Source organism: Paenibacillus sp. PK4536 (genome assembly GCF_028594455.2).
Classification (GTDB): domain Bacteria; phylum Bacillota; class Bacilli; order Paenibacillales; family Paenibacillaceae; genus Saccharibacillus; species Saccharibacillus nuruki.
Genome location: NZ_CP126313.1, coordinates 909,399 through 931,846, shown reverse-complemented (window position 1 = coordinate 931,846; position 22,448 = coordinate 909,399). Strand labels below are relative to the sequence as shown.

Below are 22,448 nucleotides of genomic sequence, written 5' to 3'. Positions count from 1 at the left end.
TCCTTACTCTGGATCGTCGTATATATACACAATAGATAAACGTTATATCTACGTTGTTAAACGATGGAGTATCTTTTAAGTGTATACGAAATCCAACTGTTAAATCCACCATACCACAAAATTTAAATTAGAACAAATGTTCCTATTTTTATTTACTAAAAAAGCCCTCTATTGACGGCTTACAAACCACCAAATAGAGGGCTGTTATTTTCACTATCACATATCTTATTAACAGATTGTTATATTAGGATTGAAGCACAGCATAAGCTTCTTGTAACACTTCACGCGACTTCATATTATTTAAGTTTTTGGGAACAATATGAATAGACGTTGTGGTATGAAGAGCTTCTTTGACATGAGAAGCAGCAGCTTTTTCACCACTTAGAATAATTTCTTGCCACTGTTTTTCCTGTGCCATACGTTCGATAATAGGAGTTAAACGTTTGACCCAACGAGCTTGATCGACTTCCCAACGTTCTTTGTAATCTTCCCGCTGTTTGTTCACCGTTGACTTCAGATCACTTGTGCTCTGACTTGGACGTTCACGCCACTCATCATTAACAATATCCCATTCAAAGTAATACTCATTGTTAATCTCACAAAGTAAGCTGTCAATAATAGTCACTGAATCACTGCTTAATTGCACGATTCCAGCAGCAGGGCATTTGGAAGTGATCGCATGCAATTCTTCCAATCGTGGTTCAGCTTCGTAATAGAACGCATTGGATAATCCAACCTGTACTTTTTCACAAAAGAATAATCCACCTGATGAATCCGCTACGATAATCAGACCTTTTTTCATATCATTCCGACTGTTTTCTACGCGTTCTTCGACTTTGGACTGTAGAGCAAGTAAGCTGTCTAAATGTCTACGTTCGTCACCGGCTTCAGTGTATTCAGCAAGCTTTTTAAAACCGTTCTTGAGGTGTAGCTTCCATTCCGGCTGGGTGTTGGCAGTTGGTTCGGTGTTCAGATAGATGGTCAAAAACCGTTCTGCTGCATGAGCAGAGTACTTCTGAAGTGCTTTCCAATTTTCCATAAATCCCATTAGTTTGTACCTCCTCAAAGAGAGTTCCTTTGTATTTACCCGTTCCCAGTTAAATTAAACACTAAATGGGAATTATGAGTCAAATTTCGCCTTCAAAATAGAGTCATATCAAGCAAATAGGAAGTATAATATGCAAGATTAGGAATAGGAAGTATTTACTAAAAGTAGAAATCATAAGGATATATTTGGAAAAATAGATTATAATGTAATCAATATTAAACATTTGTACGTAGTATAAAGTATCATCTCCCAAGGAGGTCAACGGTATGAAGGTGCAATTACTTTTCCAAAAACTTAAAAGAACGATTTCTACGCCTACAGCTATCGTGGCTTCCATATCAATTGTAGCCATTACAACGACTTCTTTTCTTCCTGTACACTCACATTCTACAGACCCACAACAGGATAATATCGCCTATGCGATGCTTAATACCGATGAATCTGGCAATCTTACAGAAGTTCAAGATGAATATAAATCAGAACCTGTTGTTACGATTCCTACAGAATCTCCTAGCGCAACCGATATTATGCCTGAAGATAAGGCAGTAGAAACTTCTCCCTATGAATCGATTGTCGCAACAATTGTATCAGAAACATTGATGCATACCGATCAAAAAGGTCATCCAGTTAGCATGCAAGTCAAACGCCAAATCAATGGAAATACCTCTATGCAAGATACAGCCAAAATCGATGTCAAAGAAGCCGCTCTGACGGTGGATATGTTGCGCCGAGATACAGGAAATACGGCGTACTTGAGTATGCCAGCTCCTCCTGAAATGCCACCTGCTGCACAGCTTGAATTAACATTTACAGCTCGTGCACAACAATTGTTTGCTAATTCACAACTGGGTATTAGTATTCAAGCCTGGCACGGTAGAATGACGATGCCTAGTACATCTTTACAATCGGACAGAGAAGATGTCACGATCAGTTTGGGTACCGACGAGAAGACAGCAGCGCCTCAAGGTGCACTTAGTAAGTCTTTGGAATTTGTCGTCTCCGAATGGGATCAATCACAAGATGTGTGGATTGTTCTTCCATTGCCGAAAGAGAAACTTTCCAAATCAGAGCTTAGTCATCTAGCAATCTATGCAGAATATCCAGATGGAACCCACAAGTATCTAAAAGGTAAAATAACGGACTATACAGCCACATCTAAAGGAATACAGTTCGCTACCAACCAATCAGGCAAATATACGATTGTAAAAACCAAAGAGATTTTGTGAAAATAAAGAAAAGACTGGTTCTTCGCACAAAAACTTGTTAAACTATTTAATAGTAATCATTACTATTAATAAAGTGGAGCAAGGAGTTGTTGATTGTATGAATAAAACAAACAAAAATAACAGCCGTCTGCCCAAAGCAAAAGGAACAGATATGGCTACCGTATATATGCCTAAAGAATGTGCTCGTAAAGTAAGACATATCGTTCTGAATGAATGCAATCAACGTATTATAGATGAGTTTATGATGATTTTGGATATGAAAGAAAAGTTTATCGAACAAGATGTACCTATGCCTAACAAATTAGTGATGTCTGGCCCACCCGGAACAGGCAAAACGCTGACTGCTTTTTACATCGCAGAACGTCTGCAATTGCCACTGGTACTGGTTCGTCTGGATACCATTATTCATAGTCATCTAGGAGAAACTGCTTCTAATATTCGCAAAATATTTGATTTTGCACGTCTTTCTCCATGCGTGCTTTTTTTAGATGAATTCGATGCGATTGCTCGTACACGCGATAATAATGATGAAGTGAAAGAGATGTCACGGGTTGTGAATACATTATTGCAATGTATGGATGAGTTTGAAGGTGAAAGTATTTTAGTAGCGGCTACCAATCTAGCCGATGAATTGGATCATGCGGTATGGCGTCGTTTTGATACGAAGATGGATTATGCTATGCCTTCCGATCAAGATCGCCAGCATTATATTCAACTGCTAATCGGTTCGTTTGCCACAATCGGTACGTTAGAACATACAGCCTCTACGATACTAAGTGGTTGTAGCTTTGCAGATATTGAACAGATTGTACTCAAAGCAAAGCGTAAAGCGATTATCGAGGACAGTGCTCTAACATTACATCAATTACAGACTGCCTATGAAGAATATAATCCTAAAGTTCATGCGTATGTATAAATAAAAAAAGCACAGGGATCATCAAGCGACCTGTGCTTTTTCTTATGGTATTTATAGAGAATATACAAGTGATAATGAATTCTAATCATACATTTCTGGGCAGCTATTTCTCAATCTGTACGCGGTTTAGGTGGGCGGGTACACCATAGAATCCACCAGATCATCAACGGTTGAAAAATCAGTCGAATCCATAAAGCGGCTGGATCGGTATACGCTTGTCCTGGTGCTGGAATCTGGTAAAAAGCAGCATAAATATTCGCAGGAAAAATAAGGACTAGATACCATGCAGTCCATATTCCTGCACGTCTGCGCCAAGCTGGAATAAGAATCATAATCGCTAACGCTAATTCGATCACTCCTGTCAGGATGATCAGTGCATTTTTGAAAGGTACAAATTCAGGTAATAGCTTAGCAAATCCATCCACTTCTATAAAGTGAGCCACACAAGCTCCAATAAAAAAGAGTGCAAAGATATAGCGTGCACTCGTACGAGGGACGGTTGTTGGATATGTATTCATAAGTCATCTCCTTGAAGTATCATCTGACTTGTAGAATAACAAGCTTATGTATATATTAAACCAATCGTTACAAATTGAATGTGATCCAATTGACTACAACGCATATAAACGGTATACTATCTTTGGTATTTAAAAGTAAGTATGTTATATAACGTGCATATTATTATAGATAATCAATAACATCCATAGGGGAGAGATATCCATGAATAAAGAACAACGTAAACAAGAGATTCTACAAGCATATGAAGCAAGACATGCGACAAAAGCATTTGATCCTGAACAAAAAATTTCAGAAGATGATTTTGAGTTTATTTTGGAAACAGGTCGCCTATCACCAAGTTCTGTCGGTTCAGAGCCGTGGAAATTCCTTGTGATCCAAAACCAAGAATTACGTGAGCAATTGCGTGAATTTACTTGGGGTGCACAAGGTCAATTACCAACAGCAAGTCACTTTGTTGTCATTTTGGCACGTAACGATGTTCGTTATGATTCGGCTTATTTGCGTGATCAAATGATCGAAGTGAAGCAAATGCCAACAGAAATGTTCGAGACGATTCTTCCTCGTTATAAAGAGTTCCAAGAAAGAGACTTAAACTTGCTTGAAAGCGAACGTGCTTTATTTGACTGGGCTTCTAAACAAACCTATATTGCACTAGGCAATATGATGACAGCTGCGGCAGAGATCGGTATCGATTCTTGCCCGATCGAAGGCTTCCAAAAAGAAGCGGTAGAACAAATTTTGAGCAATGCAGGTCTAATGGGTAACGGCGAATACGGCGTCAGTGTAATGGCTGCTTTCGGTTACCGTACCGAAAAAGAATTGCGTCCTAAAGCAAGAAGAGGCTTAGACGAAATCGTACAATGGGTTAAATAAGAACTTCAATATAGATAGAAACAAAAAAAGACTCGGATTCCCGGGTCTTTTTTTGTTTATTAAAGTGAAGCTTTGGAAAGCGAATATAGGCTCTTCATTTCTTCTTGCCAAGGGTCGCATTGAATTTGATTCGCTTGAGCACGCTCAATTAAGTGTATACATTGCTCATATTTTTGTTGCGCTATAAGTTCTGTCGTCAGTGTAAATACAGCATGTGGAAATAGTGGATGATTAGCAGATTGCTCTTGCGATTGACCCGAGATAAATACTAATAATTGTTCATATAATGTATCAATGCATGTGTCTGTAATTGGTATCTTATTAGATTCATCCATACGTGCATAGGTAACCAGAAGTAAATCATAATAAAATCGACTCAAAGAATTATTTTTAGAAAGTATCTGTATTCCATACCCATCTGAAAACGAAGAATGTTGTCCACGAATAGGCAATATAGCCAAAATCCCCAATACAAAATGGCAAAAAGCGATACCTATAGCAAGGAATAGATTAGAGGTTATATAAACATACAAACTGATAGCAACTACTACAAAATTAGCGATACTACCGCCTGCAAGGTAAAGAATATATTGTACTCTTCCTTTTTTATAATCAGGTAGAAGCACTTGCATGACACATAATGCCCACTCGGTAGCAGAATATTGAAATCTAATTTTCACGCTGGGATTGAATTCTAAGATCAATGGTGCAACAACTAGCCTTTTCAAACGATATCCCAAACAAAGCCCTACAATTAAATGTCCTAATTCATGTATAAGTAGTGCAGAATAAAATGTACCTCCAACAATAAGCAGAATAGAGATCACGTTCAGAATAGAGATTTTGAGATAAAGGAAAGTAGCTAAACACAGAATGATCAATCCCCAGATATACATAGTTTTTGTTCTATTCATCGTTTGCTCCTTATCTCTAAAGAAGTATGTAATAATATCAATGAAAGTATAACAAAAAAACTCACCTCATATGAAATGGGGTGAGTTTTTATATAAAAATATATTTATTCATGTATATGCTATAGGGGATTGTTCTAAAAAATAATCTTAGTGGCGGTTATGATCGTCTTTTGCTTCGCCGACTTTTTGTTGTACTGCGCCTTTAGCTTTATCTACTTTACCTTTAGCTTGTAGAGAAGAGTTATTTGTAGCATTACCTACTTGATCTTTCACTTCGCCTTTAGCTTTAGATACTGCACCTTTTACTTTATCGCCCAAACCGTTATCGTTACTCATCATTAACATCTCCTGTTCAAATAGAATGAATTTGTATTTAATATAAAGGAATGATTTTTAAATGATCAACAAGTCGTCTATGCTTTAGCTCGAACTGGCTGATAGTTAACATTACCCGACAGCATTACCATTTAAACAATCGCTACAAATCGTTTGACAAAAGATTACACCAACAGACAAAATGTTTAAGAACAAAAGAGCATGCCCTTATAGCACAATTGACCAGCAAAAACGTTGTGTGTATAGATAAAAATAGATACGTATACTCAAGGAGGAAGAACAGATGATTAAAGCCGTAGTGTTTGATTTTGATGGATTGATTTTGGATACAGAAAGTGTATGGTTTGAATGTTATCAGGAGGTGCTTCGCGGCTATGAGATGGAGCTTGCGTTAGAACAATTCGCTCCAAGTATCGGCACGCATGGCACAGAGTTTCTTGATTATATCGATCTAACGTTGAAGCAACCGGGCATTTCAGTAGAAATCGACAAAGCAGTCGGTCTTTTGCATCAACAGAAGATGGAGAATTTGGAAGCTCGTGCAGGGGTAAAAGAATATTTAGAAGAAGCACAGCAATTGGGATTGAACATAGGGCTTGCTACCAGTTCCAATCGAGCATGGATCGAGCGCTTTTTGACAAGACTGGGATTGGTCGATTATTTTCAAGTGATTCGTACCAGTGATGATGTGACCCGGGTGAAGCCTGATCCTGAATTGTATACACAAGTGGTAACAGCTATGGGTATTGCACCTGCTGAAGCACTAGCTTTTGAAGATTCGTTAAATGGATTAACCGCAGCCAAAGCAGCTGGATTACGCTGTACGATTGTGCCCAATCCAGTGACTTCATTTTTACCCTTTGAACATCATGATCTACGATTGGTATCGATGACCGATATGACGTTGTCTGAAATCCTTGATCGCATGAATGAAAGTACGCCAAAAGGGTAATGCCTAATAAAGAGTAGCAGAAGTACATTATAGGAGGAATTCCTTTTGAAATTATTTATTCATCGCAAAGACCTGCGTATTCACGATTTGGTCGGATTTAATTATATTCATGAAGCTGAAGCACAAAGTGTACATCTACTCATTATTGATCCTTTTTTATTGCGAAAAGGTAGAGAAAAAGAGCATAGTGGGGTTAATTTTCTTCGTCATGTCCATCGTTTGCAGAAGTTGTATCAAAGTCAGCATAAAACACTACATATCGTTTATGGACAGCCTGAAGTGGTATTGGAGCATGTGTTGAATAAGTTCGATATTGACGAAGTGGTGACCCACCGCGATTTTACTCCGTATGCTAAAGACCGTGATCGCAAATTAAAAGCCGTCGCAGATCAAGCCAATGTTGCGTTTACTTTATTGGTGGATCATATGTTAATCGATGTCGAGCAGTTTACTGATTTTACAGGCAAAGATGGCTTTTATAAAGTATTTGCTCCTTTTCACCGCAAATGGTTAGACTTTCTCGATCAGCATCCGAATCATGCGTCGAGTATCAGTCTCAAAGACTTAATTGTCTCTCGTGCTGAACTCACATTACCGGCAGAATTTGAGTTGCCTTTTGCATTGGAAGAGTATGAGCCAGCCGAAGATCCTGAACCGATCTTGCAGACATTTATCAAAAGCAAAATGGTGAATTATGGTGAAGAACGAGATTATTATAGTATTGATCCGTCTAGTGACCTGAATCCGCATGTGACCATCGGGGCAATTTCGATTCGGCAGATGTTGGATGATGCGCTACGAGCACAAGGGCATGAAGAATGGGTACGCCAGATTTCGTTCCGTGATTTCTATTTGTATCAGGCAATCTATGATGAGCATTATTTCAAATATGAACACAAGTATGATCTATCTGAATTAACGGATCAGCACTTTGAAGCATGGTACAAAGGAGAGACGGGTATTCCAGTTATTGATGCTTCGATGAGACAGTTAAATGAAACAGGTCGGATACACAACCGTTTGCGAATTTTATCAGGTATGTTTTTGACCAAAAATCTACAATGTCCGTTTACACTGGGAGAGCAATATTTCCGTCGTAAATTATTGGATTATGATAATGTGATTAATCGAGGGAACTGGATGTGGTGTGCTTCATTAGGAATTAATTCGGCTCCTTATTTCCGTGTCGTGAATCCAGTGACTCAGTCGACCAAATATGATCCAGAAGGCGATTATATTCGAGAGTGGATGCCAGAGTTAAATGACTTATCTGCGAAAGAAATTCATCAACCTCAAAAAAATGCGATTGTAGATCTTAAAATATCTCGTGCGAGTGCTATCGAAACGTACAAAAAAATCGTGAATAATGTGTAAATAGTGTCTGTATAAAAGGTTTTATAAGGTATATTTGAATAATGACATATGATTTAAAAGATTTAATATAGAGCGAATGATTGAGTCTGATTTTAACACAAATCGCACGTAATAAAGCTTTACTGTTGATAATCGATTGCTACAATCATCCTGTTGACCAAGAAAAAAGGGGATGATTGTTATTTTTAAGATGATCAAAAAACATCAATGGAACCACCTTCAAGTTACAATTACAGCAGGTACACTGGCTGTTTCATTATTGCTAGGTCTTTCGGGAGGAACTGTCAGTGCAGCAACCAAAGAACAGCCAGAGATTCGTGCCAAAAATGTAATCATGCTGATTCCAGATGGTATGAGTATGGATGGTACTACGTTAACTCGCTGGTATAACGGAGGCAAAGCATTAGCACTGGATGAAATGGCAAGTGGACTTGTGCGTACATATTCTGCGGATGCGGCGATTGCCGATTCAGCTCCAGCAGGAACTGCTTTTGCAACAGGATTCAAATCACATACCGGTTATGTAGGCGTATTGCCTGATCAAAATACAATGCCAGGGCTTCCCAAATTAGCACCTGGTGATGCTAAAAAGCCTGTTGCTAATATTGTAGAAGCCGCACGATTGGCAGGGAAATCCACAGGTATTATCGCCACTTCTGAGATTATGCATGCGACTCCAGCAGACTTCAGTGCTCACTATCCAGATCGTAGCAATTATGATGCACTGAGCGAACAGCAAGTGTATGCAGGTATGGATGTGGTGCTTGGTGGTGGAGCGACGTACTTTACACCAGCAGGTCGTGAAGATGGTGAGGATTTGACTAAAGTGATTGCGAATTCTGGCTACAATATCGTTAAAAATACAGCAGAATTGAAAGCTTCCACGTCAGGCAAATTATGGGGCATGTTCGCAGACAAAGCGATGGCGAACGATATGGATCGTGATCCTGTGAAGCAACCGAGTATTGCTGAAATGACAGACAAAGCGATTCAAGTACTTTCCCAAAATGAAGAAGGATTCTTCTTGATGGTAGAAGGTAGTAAAGTCGATTGGGCCGCTCATGCGAATGATCCGATCGGGATTATTAGTGAAGTCAATGCGTTTGATGATGCGGTTGCCAAAGCACTTGCATTTGCCAAAGCCGATCAGAATACACTCGTGATTGCAGCGACCGATCATGGTAACGGCGGAATTACGATTGGTGATGCAGGCACAACAGGAACGTATGACGAAGAACCTTTGTCTACTTTTATCGCTCCTTTGAAAAAAGCGAAAGCGACAGGAGAAGGCTTGGAATCTAAGTTCAATAGTAAACGTACCAATATCAAAGCAGTCATGAAACAATACTACGGGATCACTGATCTCACAGCAGAAGAAATCGCTACGATCAAAGCAGCAGAAAAAGGTAAAATGAATTATGCTGTAGGTCCAATGATTAGCAAACGTGCTCATATCGGCTGGACAACAGGCGGTCATACAGGTGGCGAAGTGGCTCTGTATTCGTATGCACCGGGCGGAGTACAATTAACAGGTGTTGTTGAAAATAGCGACATCGCAGGTTATATGGCTTCTGCATTGCAAGTGGATCTGGCTAACATATCGAAACAATTATTTGTTCCTGCCAAAACGGCATTTGCTGCTAAAGGCGCTACCGTCAAATGGGATGCTACGGATGCGCGTAACCCGGTTGTCGTAGTAACCAAAGGAAATGATACCTTACGCTTGCCTGTATTTAAAAATACAGCAGACTGGAACGGCAAAACGGTGAAGCTCAAAGGAAATGTAATTCATAATGGTGTACAGACATATGTACCGCAAGATGCTGTTGATTTATTTTCATAAGTGATACCCAACAAAAAGTCATATCTCTTATGAAGAGATATGACTTTTTTACGTTAATTATGATATACTCCAAATAACAACAGAATAGCAGAGATAGGCGGTCGGCTAATCTCCTTTGTAATCAGACTTTTGTAACTAATGATGTTGCAAGTTTGAAAGGAGGTGATGCTTGTGGAGGTTAAAGATACACTCACATTAATGATTCAGTTCGGTATATTTATTGTTACATTACTGGGCTTAGTTGTTAGTATAGCTATGGCAATTAACCAAAACAAAAAGAAATAGACCGCCTTCCCCAAGGTATGGGTCTATTTCTTTTGTACGTAGATCACTATGTTGGAGTTGCTGACCGCTCTTCAATGCGGGTCTGTTGCCAGATTGTGCAGGTGCTACCAACATCTGTACAATCTTTTTTTATACTTTGATTATACGCTTTGTTTGTTAGGGGTTCAAGCCATTTATTGAAAATAATACTTTTTTACGTATGCAGAATAGGGATACAAACTACATTAAAATATATTATGATGAAGAACTTCCAATATCATGCTTTTCAGACAACACGTTGTGATCAGCTAATAGTTCAATTAACTCTTTGGCATTAGGAGTCGCATCGCCAGCAGAGTTGTTGTTGAACACGACATAGACATGTTCTGACTGATTTTGAATCTCTAGCAGTCGATCCCGCCATTCGGTTAATTCTTCTGTGCTGTACTTATACAGATATCTGAGCTTGCGCCAGTTAGGATCACTGCTCTTATGCCAACCATCTACATTGCGTCCATGCATACGTACATAGGTCGCTTGCTTCGAGGTGGCTGCTGTAATGATCGGAATCGAGCCCATGCCAGCTTGCGGTTCATCGACAATCGTATGAATCCAATCTTCTTTACGCATAAAGTCCAGTGTCTTTTCTCGGAATTCGGGCATATACCAAGTCTGATTACGGAATTCTAAAGCACAAGGAATATCACCCATTAATTCCCGCGTTTCGCGTAGCGTATCTACATTTTCCCGATTACATTCAAACCACGGTGGGTATTGAAATAACGCCATCCTTAACTTCCCTGCATCAATCGCAGGTTGCAAAGACACATGGAATGCTTGGAACATTTCTTCTTTCGTATCGAAATAATTCTTTTTCCCTCGTAAATGTCCGGTCATGCCTTGATACGCTTTAAATACAAACCCAAAATGATCTGGCGTTTGTTCGACCCATTTGGTTACATTTTTGACAGGTTGAACTGCATAAAATGAACTGTCTATTTCAACGATAGGGAAATGTTCACTATACGTAGGTAATCGTTCAGGTGCTTTGATTTTGCCATAGAGTTCAGGATGATCTCCAAATCCTGTAAGTCCGATTTCAATCACAATCGTCATCCTCCTGTCTGTACGCTTGATGTTGTTCTATGTATATAAACGAATCAAAGTCGTTGTTAAACAAATAGAGACTCTAATGCTATCTATAAATAGTTAAAAAATACATAATAAGTTATATTTTTTCGTTATTTAATTAATAAAGTGAATGTTATAAATGAAAACCTATAATTATACAATTTATTTTAGATTTAGGATAAAATTTGATACTTTTTCTAGTCGATATCGTTTACACTGAGATAAAGTGAAAGGTTACGAAATGTATACATCATAAGGCAAGTAACAGGCAGTAAACACACTTTCAAATATGAGAAACGTAGGGGATGAATTAGTGGGGATAACGTTAAGTAAAAAAGTAATTATGGTGTGGATGATTATCGTTTTAGTCATCAGTAGTGTTCCAGCCCAGCTTGGAATCAATCAAAGTGCACATGCAGCTGCAACAATCCCTTATGTAGGAGAAATCCAATTATTCCCTTATGACCGGGCTCCAAAAGGTTGGGTGTATGCAGCGGGACAATCATTACCAATTAATCAAAATTCAGCTTTATTCGCTTTGCTCGGTACAACATTTGGTGGAGATGGGCGGACGACCTTCCAAGTACCCAACTTAACAGGCAAAGCACCCGTAGGAATGGGCTATTATATCGCACTAAATGGTCTTTTTCCAAGTCGTGATGAAGGTCTAAGTGGATCATCTAATTCCACATTAGGTGAAGTGAGACTTTTCCCTTATTATTTTGTTCCAACAGGTTGGAAAGCTCTACAAGGGCAAACGCTATCTATTCAATCCTATACTGATTTGTATAATATGATCGGTACAAAATTTGGTGGAGATGCAACGAATACTTTCCAATTGCCGGTGCTTACGGATCTAATACCCAATGTAAAGTATGCTATATCTACAGATCCTTCATTTCAAGCCGAAAATGGTACAGGTGATGAATATGTAGGAGAAGTTATTCCCTACCTCGTACCTGTAGTTGGTAATAATTTATTATCTGCAACAGGCAATCTTTTATCTATGAATCAGAATAATGTATTATATTCTCTTTTAGAGTACCGATTTGGTGGTAATAATCAGACTGTATTTGCCGTGCCTGATTTAAGAGGTTATCAAGCACAATTAAATTATTATATAGTTCCAGAAGGCCTGTATCCTTCACTGACAACAGACCAGCCTCAGCCGGTCGTTAATAATGACTCTTACTCTGTGTCACAAAATAAGAGTCAGACCGGAAATGTATTAACAAATGATCAAAATGTTATCAGTGTAGGTCTTCAGCAACCACCTGCACATGGACAAGTGACAATGTCTCCAAATGGATCTTTTGTATATACACCCACTATTGGTTATGTAGGAAATGATTCCTTTCTTTATACAGGTGCGAATGCAAGTAGTGGTAGACAAGCACGAGTAGATATTACAGTGTTACAAGGATATACTCCAGTTATTGATGGAGTCACGAACAACAGTGTATACGCAAATACGGTTACACCGACTTTTAATGAAGGGACAGCCACATTAAATGGGGTTAACTTTGGCAAAGGTACGTCTATAACTACGGACGGTATATATACTCTTATTGTTACGAATGAAATAGGTAGTACTACCGTGAAATTCACAATAGATCAGACCAAGCCTGTTATTACCGGTGTAGCCTCTAATATGTCCTATTCTACGGCTCCTCAGATTCAATTCAATGAAGGAACAGCCACATTAGATAACATCGCTTTTAATAATGGAGATACAGTAAGTACCGAAGGAGATCATACATTAGTCGTAACTGATCTTGCAGGTAACCAAACCACGATCACCTTTAAAGTCTATTTTAAACGTACACTGACCTTTAATAGTGACGGCGGCTCAGCGATTGCTGATATGGCAGTTGATTATCAAAGTCTAGCTTCTGCGCCTTCTGATCCGACCAAATCAGGATACACATTTATTGGATGGTATACGGATGAAGCCAAAACAAAGCCTTTTTCTTTTACTACTACACCAATCAATACAGATATCACTTTATATGCTAAATGGTCAGTCAATGCGTATAAGCTCTCTTTTGAGACTAACGGCGGAACAGTCGTAACCGATCAAATGATCAATTATAAAGAATTAGCGATACCACCTGTAGCACCTGAACGTACAGGATATACTTTTGCAGGCTGGTATACAGATAATCAACTTCAATCGGTATTTGATTTTACAAGTATGCCGATCACGACGGATATGATCTTGTATGCAAAATGGCTTATTAAGCCGTATACAGCTACATTTGATACCGATGGTGGATCACTGATTAGCGATCAACTGGTGAATTATCAATCATTAGTGAAATCGCCTACCGATCCAATCAAGTCAGGCTATACCTTTGCAGGTTGGTATAGTGATGCAGCTCGAACAACATTGTACGATTGGAATACAGCGATAACCGACAATATCACTTTGTACGGTAAATGGAGCAAAAATGCGTATACTGTAAGCTTTGATACGTATGGAGGCAGTGCTGTAGCGAATATCAATGTGGATTATGGAGACAGGATCATCGCTCCTGCTTCTCCAACTAAATTTGGATATGCTTTTGTTGGCTGGTATACCGACGCTACATTAACAACGTTATTCGATTTCGGTCAGACACCAATTACGTCGAATATGACATTGTATGCAGACTGGTCAGATCAGGTCTATACAGTTAGTTTCAATACCTATGGTGGATCTACGATCGATGATATTTTTGTCAATCACGGAGGTAAAATCACAGCTCCTACATCGCCGACTCGTTCAGGATACACCTTTGTGAATTGGTATCTGGATAATGCTTTGACGATCCCGTTCGATTTTGATACAACAGCGATCAATTCCAATATCATGTTACAAGCGAAATGGAAAAAGAAAGAAGATTCGACTTCTAATAGTACAGGTTCAGGTGGAACTTCAGTACCGGACAAAGAAGTGTCTACCAATGGGCTATTACTCTTAACTAAAGATCAAGCAGGTGAAGTAAGCTTAGATAACGATATTTCTATTCGTATTCCAGTAGGTTCGATTAATCAACCATTGAATCTTTCGATTGTTCCGATTGCAGAGCCTGCTAATTTAATGACCAATCTGAATACATTAGTCAGTCGTGTCTATGAACTTAATAAAAATTTCACTCAAAATTTCAGCATACCGATTACATTAACATTCGCCTTTAATTCAGCGATGGTACAGCCTAATCAGCAAGTCGGGGTATTCTATTTTGATGAAAATCAGAAAATCTGGATATCGACAGGCAACTCTCAAGTAAATGGTAATCAAATCAGTACACAGGTGGATCATTTCACGAAATATGCAGTATTTGTTTCTAACGTATCCGAATCGGTAACGCCTGTTGTACCCCCGGTGACCGAGCCTGTGGCAGTACCTACAGCGACTGCATTAACAGATATCCAAGGTCATTGGGCAGAAATGATGATTCAACAAGCAGTCAGTGAAGGGCTTGTGAAAGGCTATACTGATGGTACGTTTAAGCCAGGTGCACCGGTTACGCGTGCTGAATTTATGGTGATGATCATGAATGGATTGTCTACTAGTCAAGATGAGGCAGTATTATCATTTAGCGATCAGAACTCTATAGGTTCGTGGGCAAAATCAGCGATTGCGCGTGCGGTACAAGCTGGATTTATTCAAGGGGATGCTAAAGGCACATTCCGTCCGAATGCTCCGGTAACACGGGCAGAAATGGCTGTGATCGTATCAAAAGTATTGCAGTTGAATATCAATAGTCAGGCTACACCTTCTTTTGCTGATGGAGCGAAGATTCCGAAGTGGGCTCAAGCTGCTGTTGTAGCTATGCAACAATCTCAATTGTTATCCGGTAAAGGCAATAATACATTTGCAGCAACAGATGCAACTACAAGAGCAGAAGCTGTCAAAGTATTGCTAAGTATGCGTCAATATCAAAAATAAGCACAGATCAGAAACAGTGAGTTCTCTCGCTGTTTCTTTATTTTTGTAGGTTACTGATAGTTTTTCATCACAATGGGTAAATAACATAGGAGCACCACAATTCACATTCCGTACTCAATTTGATTGAAGGAGGATGATTGTAATGACGAATCCAGATATACTTAGTGCAATGAAGAACAGAAGAAGTATTTACGGTATCAGCAAAGAAGCGGTGACTTCAGACGAACGTATTCAAGAGATTGTAGAAGAGGTGGTATTACATACACCATCCGCGTTTAACTCTCAAAGTGCTCGCGTGATCGTTTTACTTGGTGAAAAGCATGATCAATTATGGCAGTTTACAACAGACATTCTAAAAGAAATCGTACCTGCTGATAAATTTGCACCTACACAAGAAAAAATGGATAGTTTCCAAGCAGGATATGGTACGATTCTATTTTTCGAAGATGAGTCTGTTATTCGTGGTATGCAAGAGCAGTTCCAAGCATATCAAGATAACTTCCCGGTATGGTCGCAACAATCTTCCGGTATGCATCAATACCTGATCTGGACATTGCTTGAAGCTGAAGGTTATGGCGCTTCACTACAGCATTATAATCCATTGATTGATGAGAAGATCAAAGCAGAATGGGATATTCCAGAATCATGGAAATTAGTTGCGCAAATGCCATTCGGTAAGCCAACAGCACCAGCAGGTGACAAAGAGTTCAAACCGCTTGAAGAACGCATTCGCATTTTAAAATAATTAGCGGATCATCAGCTAACAGCATAATATAAAAAGCAGGCAACCGATGGATCAGCTCCACGGGTTGCCTGCTTTTTATGTTTACGATCCACTTTTATAATAAGAAAGAAGGTAGGTAGGGGACAGAGAGAATAGACAGCCTACTAAGCCAACTTTTTGCAGTTAAAGTTGTAGTTGAAATGAAGCTTTATCTTGCTCTACACCGTTGATATAGATCGATACATAATGAATACCTGCATAATACTTACGTGTTGTAATCTCTTTGAAGAGATGTTTTTTAGTTAGAAAATGACTACCCGGTGTAAAAGATTTGGCTGTCCATTTGAATCGTTTGGGTACATTTTTACCATTGGCTTTCATATGATGAATTTCGTAATCGATGCGTAGCGATTGATCGGTAGAAGATTCATTCATCAATAAAAAAGAAAACTCTACATATTCGCCCATCATAACTGCTGTAGGTTGAATATGAAAATTGGCAATATGTACGTCTTCACTGGCTACATAACCGAATAACTCCAAAATAGCAGGATGATCTCGCTTGAGTAGCGTCCGGCAACCATGACGTACAATCCAATCGGTATGTGTATCGTGACCGTACCATTCTTTGGCTAGATTAGCGATTCGTTCAGGATGATCTTTAGCCATATCATTGAGATGATTCGCTACACTTTTACGTACATAGAGCGAAGAATCGGTTTTGAGCTGTGTTAAGCGTTCAAGTGTTGGAGATGGGTCTTGAATAAACAAAGGTAACTGAGTCGCCCATGGCAAGCGTGGACGGAATCCTTCACTAGCTAGTCGGCGTAGATGTTCATTATCGCTTATGATCCAACGATCCATCTGGGCTAACATTTGCTTAGGATACCTTATAATAAATGGGCGAACTGCAAATTCAGCACTAGAGTATACTGTAAATATTTCTAGCGCACGTATAGAGATATCCAGATACTCTAACCCATTCAACTCTACATAATCAGGGAAAAATAAATACTCTACTCCACGGCAACTGGGAGCGACTTGGATCAAGATATCTATCGCTTGCTCATAAGGAAGAGGGAGCGCTACAGTGATGGCTTGAGCAATATGGCGTATCCGCTGCTTAAAAGCCAGTTCTTGCCACTGATCATCATAAATCTGCTTGAAAAATACATCGGCATCAAAGGCAGCAGAATGGCTCTGCATACTCTCGACAAAATGTTGTAAAAAAGATTCACTAAAGCGATCTTTAAAGTTTTCCATGGTCTCACTCCATTATTTTTTATTTAGCTATACATATTTAATGTAACTAACCGATAAAATAATATATACTATAATTTAGTTATAAGAAAGAAGGAGAAACCATTGGGAGAATTTTTGGATGTATACAAAGAAAGAAGATCCGCCTCTAAGTTTTTGCCAGATGTTCAAATAACCGAAAAAGAATTAGACGAAATCTTCAATCTTGTTAAGCTTGCACCTTCTGCTTTTAATTTGCAACATGTTCATTATGTAGTGATCAATGATACTGAAGGTAAACATAAAATGTACGAAGCTTCAGGTAAACAATATAAAGTACTTACGTCATCGGCTGTGATTGTAGTCTTAGGAGATACTAAGGCCCATGAGCATACCGCTGAAATCTACGAAGGTATGTTCAATCTCGGGATACTTAGCAAACAAGAATATGATCAGACTGTAGCATCCACAATTCAATTTTATAATGATCGAGGCGATGTTTTTCAAAAAGAAGAAGCGATTCGCAATGCAAGCCTATCAGCAATGGCATTGATGTTGATCGCCAAAGAAAAAGGCTGGGATACCTGTCCGATGATCGGCTTCGATCCTGTACAAGTAGCGACTGAACTTCATTTGCCTGATACGTATGTACCGGTTATGATGATGACAATCGGCAAAGAAGACACCGCTAGTCAACGCCCACGAGGTTATCGCAAGCCTGTAGCTGAATTTGTAAGTTATCATTCTTTTCAATCTTAATCATATAACGTATGCATAATATATAAACATATAAAAAGCGGAATATACTTTCTTCTGAATAAGAAGAGTATATTCCGCTTTTAGGTGATACATGATATCTGCTTAAAAATTAGTGAGTCGGTGTAGGTTCGTTATCATTGGAATCTTCAGAACCACGATCTACCACTACAGTTCCTTCTAATTCTTCGCCTTCCGGTACAGCGACACAATGTTCTTCTTCAGCATCATTTTCATGATCGATATCCAGTTCAGGCAATGCCCATACCGATACACTACCACCATTTACAAAGAAAGTTGCCCAACCATCTTCTTCAATCGTAATATGGTCTTCACGAGCATTGGTCATGTCTACCCAGATCTCACCAGCATGTTCTTCACCGATAAACATCCGTTTTTCGCCACCATCGCTATTAGACATCACGACTGCACAGCCGGAACGTTCGATTTCTTCGATACCTTTACGTACCCAACCGATAATATTGGCATCATCGAAATAATCATCTTGTTCACCATAAGCTTTGTTATAACGAGAATATAACAAGCAATCCAGCATATCTTTTTTACCTTCTACAGGGTGTTCGCCACCGATTCCGAAATAATCACCATAGAATACACAAGGATATCCATCTTTACGTAACAAGATTAATGAATACGCTAATGGCTTGAACCAATCTTCAATCCAAGATTCCAACGCTTCATTCGGCTGAGAATCATGATTATCGACAAAAGTTACAGCATGAGTAGGGTGAGTCTGTACTAATGTATCGTTGAAAATCGTTGAAAGATCAAAAGCCGCTCCAGATTGAGAAGCTTCATGTAATTTGTAATGTAGCGATACATCAAATAGATCAATCTGATAATCAACCGTATCCAAGAACTCCTGACAAGCGGCTAATTCAGGATTCCAGAACTCGCCTACAATATAGAAATCTTGTCCACGTTTGTTGATCATTTCACCTACAAATTCACGTAAAAATTCATAGTTAATATGTTTAATTGCATCCAGACGGAAGCCATCACAACGGGTGGTGTCGATCATCCATTTACCCCAATTGATCATTTCTTCACGTACTTCTGGAACATTATAATCTATATTGGCAAACATCAAATAATCATAGTTACCAAACTCATTATCTACATTTTCATTCCATTGCTTGCCTTCATTGGCAATACGAAAAATACCGGTACGTTCTTCGCGAGCATCGTAATCGGTACCATTGAAATGATGGTAGTTCCATTTGAAAGCAGAGTATTCTTCGCCACGACCAGGGAATGTAAATTTCGTCCAACCTTCAATTTCAAAAGGCTCCGAAATTTCTTCTGTACGGTTATTGGGATCAACTTCAATCACGTGGAATGCTTCTGTTTCATCTGCGCCTGCTTTGTGATTCATAACAAGGTCAGTATATACATTAATTCCAAGACGGTGACAGGTTGCAATTGCATCTAGCAATTCCTTTTTGGTACCGTATTTGGTGCGTACCGATTCTTTTTGATCAAATTCCCCTAAATCATATAGATCATATACACCGTATCCTGTATCTTGCGGTGTATGCCCTTTAGTTACCGGTGGAATCCATACCGTTCCGATTCCTGCTTTTTTAAGGTCTTTTGCTGTCTCCTGCAATCTTTTCCAGTGTGAACCATCAGCCTCGACATGCCATTCAAAAAATTGCATCATTGTTACATTGCGACTCATCTATTATTACCCCCTTGATCTTTTCAAGCGAACGACCTGCCACCGGAGGAAGAAGAGAGACCATAACTCTCAAAGGTACCAATCTCGGCGTAGACTGCGTACGGCTGTGAAAAACATTACCCATTTAGTTACAGATGTTAAACGTAGTAAAGTATAGGCTATGACTATAATGTAGAAGACTTCGCTGTTATAACAGACTGTGAAGGCTGTATATGAAGAAATATGGCTGTATTTAGCTTTTTTTATAAACATAATCTTTTATAGACATCAATATATGTTTTATCCAAATTCAAAAATGATAACGATTACAATATGATGTGCTTATTATTTACCCTTATCGTTAATAGAGGATAAGACATGTGTTACCACCGATTGAATATACAAAAAGCCTTGAAATCAATCTTCAAGGCTTTCTGTGTATGATGATATTCACGAAAACTATACGTGATTAAATTTAATTATACTTCTTCGACTTCAAAGCCCGCTTGTTTCCATGCTGCTGTTCCGCCATCGATATAAGCGACATCTGTAAAGCCCATTTCTTTCAAAAGGTAGGCACCAAGAGCAGCTTGTCCACCTGCACCACAAGTAACCAAAACAGGACGTGAACGATCAGACAAACGACCATCACGCAATTCTTCTGGTAATTGTAGATCAGCACGGATTGGCAACATGCCCAAAGAGATATTAGCGCTACTTGGAATTAATCCACAAGCACCTACGTCTTTAGCATCCTGTACATCAATAACAAATGTTTCAGGGTTCTCATTGATTTTTTTGCGTGCTTCTTCAGAAGTTACACCAGGTACACTGTTACGTGCTTTGGTTACCAAATCTGTAAATGTTAATGCCATGGTTCATCGACCTCCAGTTAGATAGTATAAGAGCCATTATTGCATGTGTAGTTTACCACAATGTAACAATCATATTCATCTATGATTAGTTCAATTTCTCACCAGCAAGTACTTTTTGGATATCACTTTCAACTTCTGCTGGATCAAGACGTGATGGATATTGTTTAACCACATTACCCTTTTGATCAACCAAAAACTTAGCAAAATTCCATTCGATCTCCCCAGTACGAGAAGGTGCAGGAGCTTCATTCACTAGATATTGGAACAATGGATGAGCTGTCTCACCGATCACATCTACTTTGGAGAACAATGGGAAGCTAACATTGTAGTTGACCTGACAAAATGATTTGATGTCTTCTTCTGTTCCTGGCTCTTGTCCTTTGAATTGGTTACAAGGGAAACCAAGCACTTTGAATCCTTGTTCATTATAAGTATTGTATAATTTTTGCAGACCTTCATATTGAGGAGTTAGACCGCAACCACTTGCTGTGTTTACGATAAGGAGTACATCCCCATTGTAATCGGCAAGAGACTTTTCTTCTTTATCAATCGTTGTTGCTGAATAATCGTATACTGACATTCTATTCCATCTCCTTTAAAAATGATTTTGCAAAATTTAATTTTTAAAAATGTATACTTTAATTGTAACGGATTCATTTTAAATGTCAATGTCCAACTTGATCATCTTCATGTAAACTGTAGAGAAACAAAAGGTCTAATATCTTCCCATTAACCATGTTTTCTACACATACCATAAGCGAAAAGGGGTTGTAAATAATGAAACTGTTATTGTCTGGATTTGAGCCGTTTGGCGGTCATACGATTAATCCTACGCAATCTTTAGTACAAGCGATGGAAGATCATTCGTTTACCGATATTTCGTTAGAACTGCATACGATATTGTTACCTGTACATTATGATGAGTGTGTAGAGTTACTGCTTGCTGAAGTAGAACGTTTTCAGCCGGATATTATTATCGCTTGTGGACTTGCAGCCGGACGTACCGCAGTCAATCTGGAGCGTATTGCTGTTAATATCAAAGATATTGAAGCTTCGAGCTATGGAGATAATCGCAATGAACGTCCGCAAGATGTACCGATTCGAGCCAATGGACCGGACGGATTATTTTCAACGTTACCGATTCGTCAAATAACAGATCGATTGATTGAAAATGGTATCCCAGCCGTGATCTCCAATACCGCAGGGACGTTTATCTGCAACAACGTGATGTATGGTGTTCTCGATTATGTGAAGCAATCCAGTCCGGGTGTACTCGCAGGATTTGTGCATTTTCCAGCGTCTACCGAAATGGCACTTCACAAGCCAAGCTTACCAACACTACCTATCAATCTTATGTCACGTGCTCTTCAGTTAATTATACGTACCACTGTAGAGCAATTGCAAAAAGACAACTAAAGTCTGGTGCTTTTGGTCATGGCTTTGAAAATAGAGTAAACCAAAAACCTCTTACTTTGGCGAGTTGCCGATATAAGAGGTTTTTGGTTTAGATTAGGTCTGTGTAACACGTGAACGTTGACGGATACGCCAGCGATAGATCCAAATGATGATCGCCCATAAAACACTGACCAGCATAATAGGAAACATCAGTAACAATGGAATATCGATCAATGCACCGACACGATCAGGATGTGTTAATTGATAAATGTAACCGGGGAGAAGTGCGCTCAACCCCAAGACCAACAGAATCGTTGTGCCGATCCAGCTTTTACGAGAAAAGCGTGAACCTGTCAAAATCACAAATAACAATATCAGTAATTCAATGAACCAGACCAAGCGAAATAAAGGATCAGAAAATACGGTTGCTGGATTTAACCATCCCATA

Annotated in this window: 21 protein-coding genes; 11 read left to right on the top strand and 10 right to left on the bottom strand. The window is 39.0% G+C overall.

The window, feature by feature from the left end:
• Positions 1–244: 244 nt before the first annotated feature.
• On the bottom strand, positions 245–1,048 hold the full coding sequence (locus tag PO903_RS04370; RefSeq protein WP_069325750.1) for a VLRF1 family aeRF1-type release factor: 804 nt from the start codon (positions 1,046–1,048) through the stop codon (positions 245–247).
• Positions 1,049–1,314: 266 nt separating this feature from the next.
• Here PO903_RS04370 and PO903_RS04365 point away from each other — a divergent pair, with 266 nt between their 5' ends.
• Both PO903_RS04365 and PO903_RS04360 read left to right on the top strand, forming a co-directional pair.
• On the top strand, positions 1,315–2,274 hold the full coding sequence (locus PO903_RS04365) for a hypothetical protein (RefSeq protein ID WP_273592710.1): 960 nt from the start codon (positions 1,315–1,317) through the stop codon (positions 2,272–2,274).
• Between the two features lie 97 nt (positions 2,275–2,371).
• The gene (locus PO903_RS04360; RefSeq protein ID WP_069325748.1) at positions 2,372–3,190 is read left to right on the top strand and encodes an AAA family ATPase; all 819 of its coding nucleotides are present in this window, start codon (positions 2,372–2,374) and stop codon (positions 3,188–3,190) included.
• A 110-nt stretch (positions 3,191–3,300) separates the two neighbouring features.
• On the opposite strand, the gene PO903_RS04355 is transcribed toward PO903_RS04360, so the two are convergent.
• A complete protein-coding gene (locus PO903_RS04355) occupies positions 3,301–3,708 on the bottom strand; it encodes a DoxX family protein (RefSeq protein ID WP_273592709.1) in 408 nt (135 codons plus the stop codon).
• A gap of 202 nt (positions 3,709–3,910) precedes the next feature.
• Here PO903_RS04355 and PO903_RS04350 point away from each other — a divergent pair, with 202 nt between their 5' ends.
• The gene (locus PO903_RS04350; protein WP_273592708.1) at positions 3,911–4,582 is read left to right on the top strand and encodes an NAD(P)H-dependent oxidoreductase; all 672 of its coding nucleotides are present in this window, start codon (positions 3,911–3,913) and stop codon (positions 4,580–4,582) included.
• Positions 4,583–4,641: 59 nt separating this feature from the next.
• Here the strand turns inward: PO903_RS04350 and PO903_RS04345 are convergent, their stop codons facing one another.
• Positions 4,642–5,496, bottom strand: coding sequence for a site-2 protease family protein (locus PO903_RS04345; protein WP_273592707.1), 855 nt, complete (start codon positions 5,494–5,496; stop codon positions 4,642–4,644).
• A gap of 147 nt (positions 5,497–5,643) precedes the next feature.
• Entirely contained in the window at positions 5,644–5,832 is a 189-nt protein-coding gene (locus tag PO903_RS04340) for a CsbD family protein (protein WP_273592706.1), read from the bottom strand.
• Positions 5,833–6,115: 283 nt separating this feature from the next.
• Between PO903_RS04340 and PO903_RS04335 the strand changes: the two genes are divergently transcribed.
• The 4 genes from PO903_RS04335 to PO903_RS04320 all read left to right on the top strand — a co-directional run bounded on the left by PO903_RS04335 (position 6,116) and on the right by PO903_RS04320 (position 10,286).
• On the top strand, positions 6,116–6,784 hold the full coding sequence (locus PO903_RS04335) for an HAD family hydrolase (protein WP_273592705.1): 669 nt from the start codon (positions 6,116–6,118) through the stop codon (positions 6,782–6,784).
• A gap of 45 nt (positions 6,785–6,829) precedes the next feature.
• Positions 6,830–8,158, top strand: coding sequence for a cryptochrome/photolyase family protein (locus PO903_RS04330; protein WP_273592704.1), 1,329 nt, complete (start codon positions 6,830–6,832; stop codon positions 8,156–8,158).
• 172 nt (positions 8,159–8,330) lie between these two features.
• Positions 8,331–10,001: an alkaline phosphatase gene (locus PO903_RS04325; RefSeq protein WP_502921662.1), complete on the top strand. Its 1,671-nt coding sequence runs from the start codon at positions 8,331–8,333 to the stop codon at positions 9,999–10,001.
• A 165-nt stretch (positions 10,002–10,166) separates the two neighbouring features.
• Positions 10,167–10,286: a putative holin-like toxin gene (locus tag PO903_RS04320; protein ID WP_502921661.1), complete on the top strand. Its 120-nt coding sequence runs from the start codon at positions 10,167–10,169 to the stop codon at positions 10,284–10,286.
• Between the two features lie 234 nt (positions 10,287–10,520).
• Here PO903_RS04320 and PO903_RS04315 read toward each other — a convergent pair whose 3' ends face one another.
• Positions 10,521–11,372: a DUF72 domain-containing protein gene (locus tag PO903_RS04315; RefSeq protein WP_273592703.1), complete on the bottom strand. Its 852-nt coding sequence runs from the start codon at positions 11,370–11,372 to the stop codon at positions 10,521–10,523.
• A gap of 337 nt (positions 11,373–11,709) precedes the next feature.
• Between PO903_RS04315 and PO903_RS04310 the strand changes: the two genes are divergently transcribed.
• Complete coding sequence (locus PO903_RS04310) at positions 11,710–15,330, top strand: InlB B-repeat-containing protein (RefSeq protein WP_273592702.1); 3,621 nt, start codon at positions 11,710–11,712, stop codon at positions 15,328–15,330.
• 142 nt (positions 15,331–15,472) lie between these two features.
• Positions 15,473–16,075 (top strand): nitroreductase family protein, encoded by a 603-nt coding sequence (locus PO903_RS04305; RefSeq protein ID WP_273592701.1) that lies wholly within the window; start codon positions 15,473–15,475, stop codon positions 16,073–16,075.
• Between the two features lie 162 nt (positions 16,076–16,237).
• Here the strand turns inward: PO903_RS04305 and PO903_RS04300 are convergent, their stop codons facing one another.
• Positions 16,238–17,317: a DNA alkylation repair protein gene (locus PO903_RS04300; protein ID WP_273592700.1), complete on the bottom strand. Its 1,080-nt coding sequence runs from the start codon at positions 17,315–17,317 to the stop codon at positions 16,238–16,240.
• Between the two features lie 102 nt (positions 17,318–17,419).
• Here PO903_RS04300 and PO903_RS04295 point away from each other — a divergent pair, with 102 nt between their 5' ends.
• Positions 17,420–18,052: a nitroreductase family protein gene (locus tag PO903_RS04295; protein WP_273592699.1), complete on the top strand. Its 633-nt coding sequence runs from the start codon at positions 17,420–17,422 to the stop codon at positions 18,050–18,052.
• A gap of 109 nt (positions 18,053–18,161) precedes the next feature.
• Here PO903_RS04295 and PO903_RS04290 read toward each other — a convergent pair whose 3' ends face one another.
• From PO903_RS04290 to PO903_RS04280, 3 genes are all read right to left on the bottom strand, one after another.
• Positions 18,162–19,751: an alpha-amylase gene (locus tag PO903_RS04290; RefSeq protein WP_137223906.1), complete on the bottom strand. Its 1,590-nt coding sequence runs from the start codon at positions 19,749–19,751 to the stop codon at positions 18,162–18,164.
• Between the two features lie 458 nt (positions 19,752–20,209).
• Complete coding sequence (locus tag PO903_RS04285) at positions 20,210–20,605, bottom strand: rhodanese-like domain-containing protein (RefSeq protein WP_069325737.1); 396 nt, start codon at positions 20,603–20,605, stop codon at positions 20,210–20,212.
• 85 nt (positions 20,606–20,690) lie between these two features.
• Positions 20,691–21,185 carry a glutathione peroxidase gene (locus PO903_RS04280; RefSeq protein WP_273592698.1) on the bottom strand — a complete coding sequence of 165 codons (495 nt, stop codon included), beginning with the start codon at positions 21,183–21,185 and terminating at the stop codon, positions 20,691–20,693.
• Positions 21,186–21,382: 197 nt separating this feature from the next.
• Between PO903_RS04280 and PO903_RS04275 the strand changes: the two genes are divergently transcribed.
• Positions 21,383–22,021 carry a pyroglutamyl-peptidase I gene (locus tag PO903_RS04275; protein ID WP_069325735.1) on the top strand — a complete coding sequence of 213 codons (639 nt, stop codon included), beginning with the start codon at positions 21,383–21,385 and terminating at the stop codon, positions 22,019–22,021.
• Positions 22,022–22,114: 93 nt separating this feature from the next.
• Here PO903_RS04275 and PO903_RS04270 read toward each other — a convergent pair whose 3' ends face one another.
• Positions 22,115–22,447, bottom strand: coding sequence for a hypothetical protein (locus PO903_RS04270; protein ID WP_069325734.1), 333 nt, complete (start codon positions 22,445–22,447; stop codon positions 22,115–22,117).
• Between the last annotated feature and the right edge of the window lies 1 nt (position 22,448).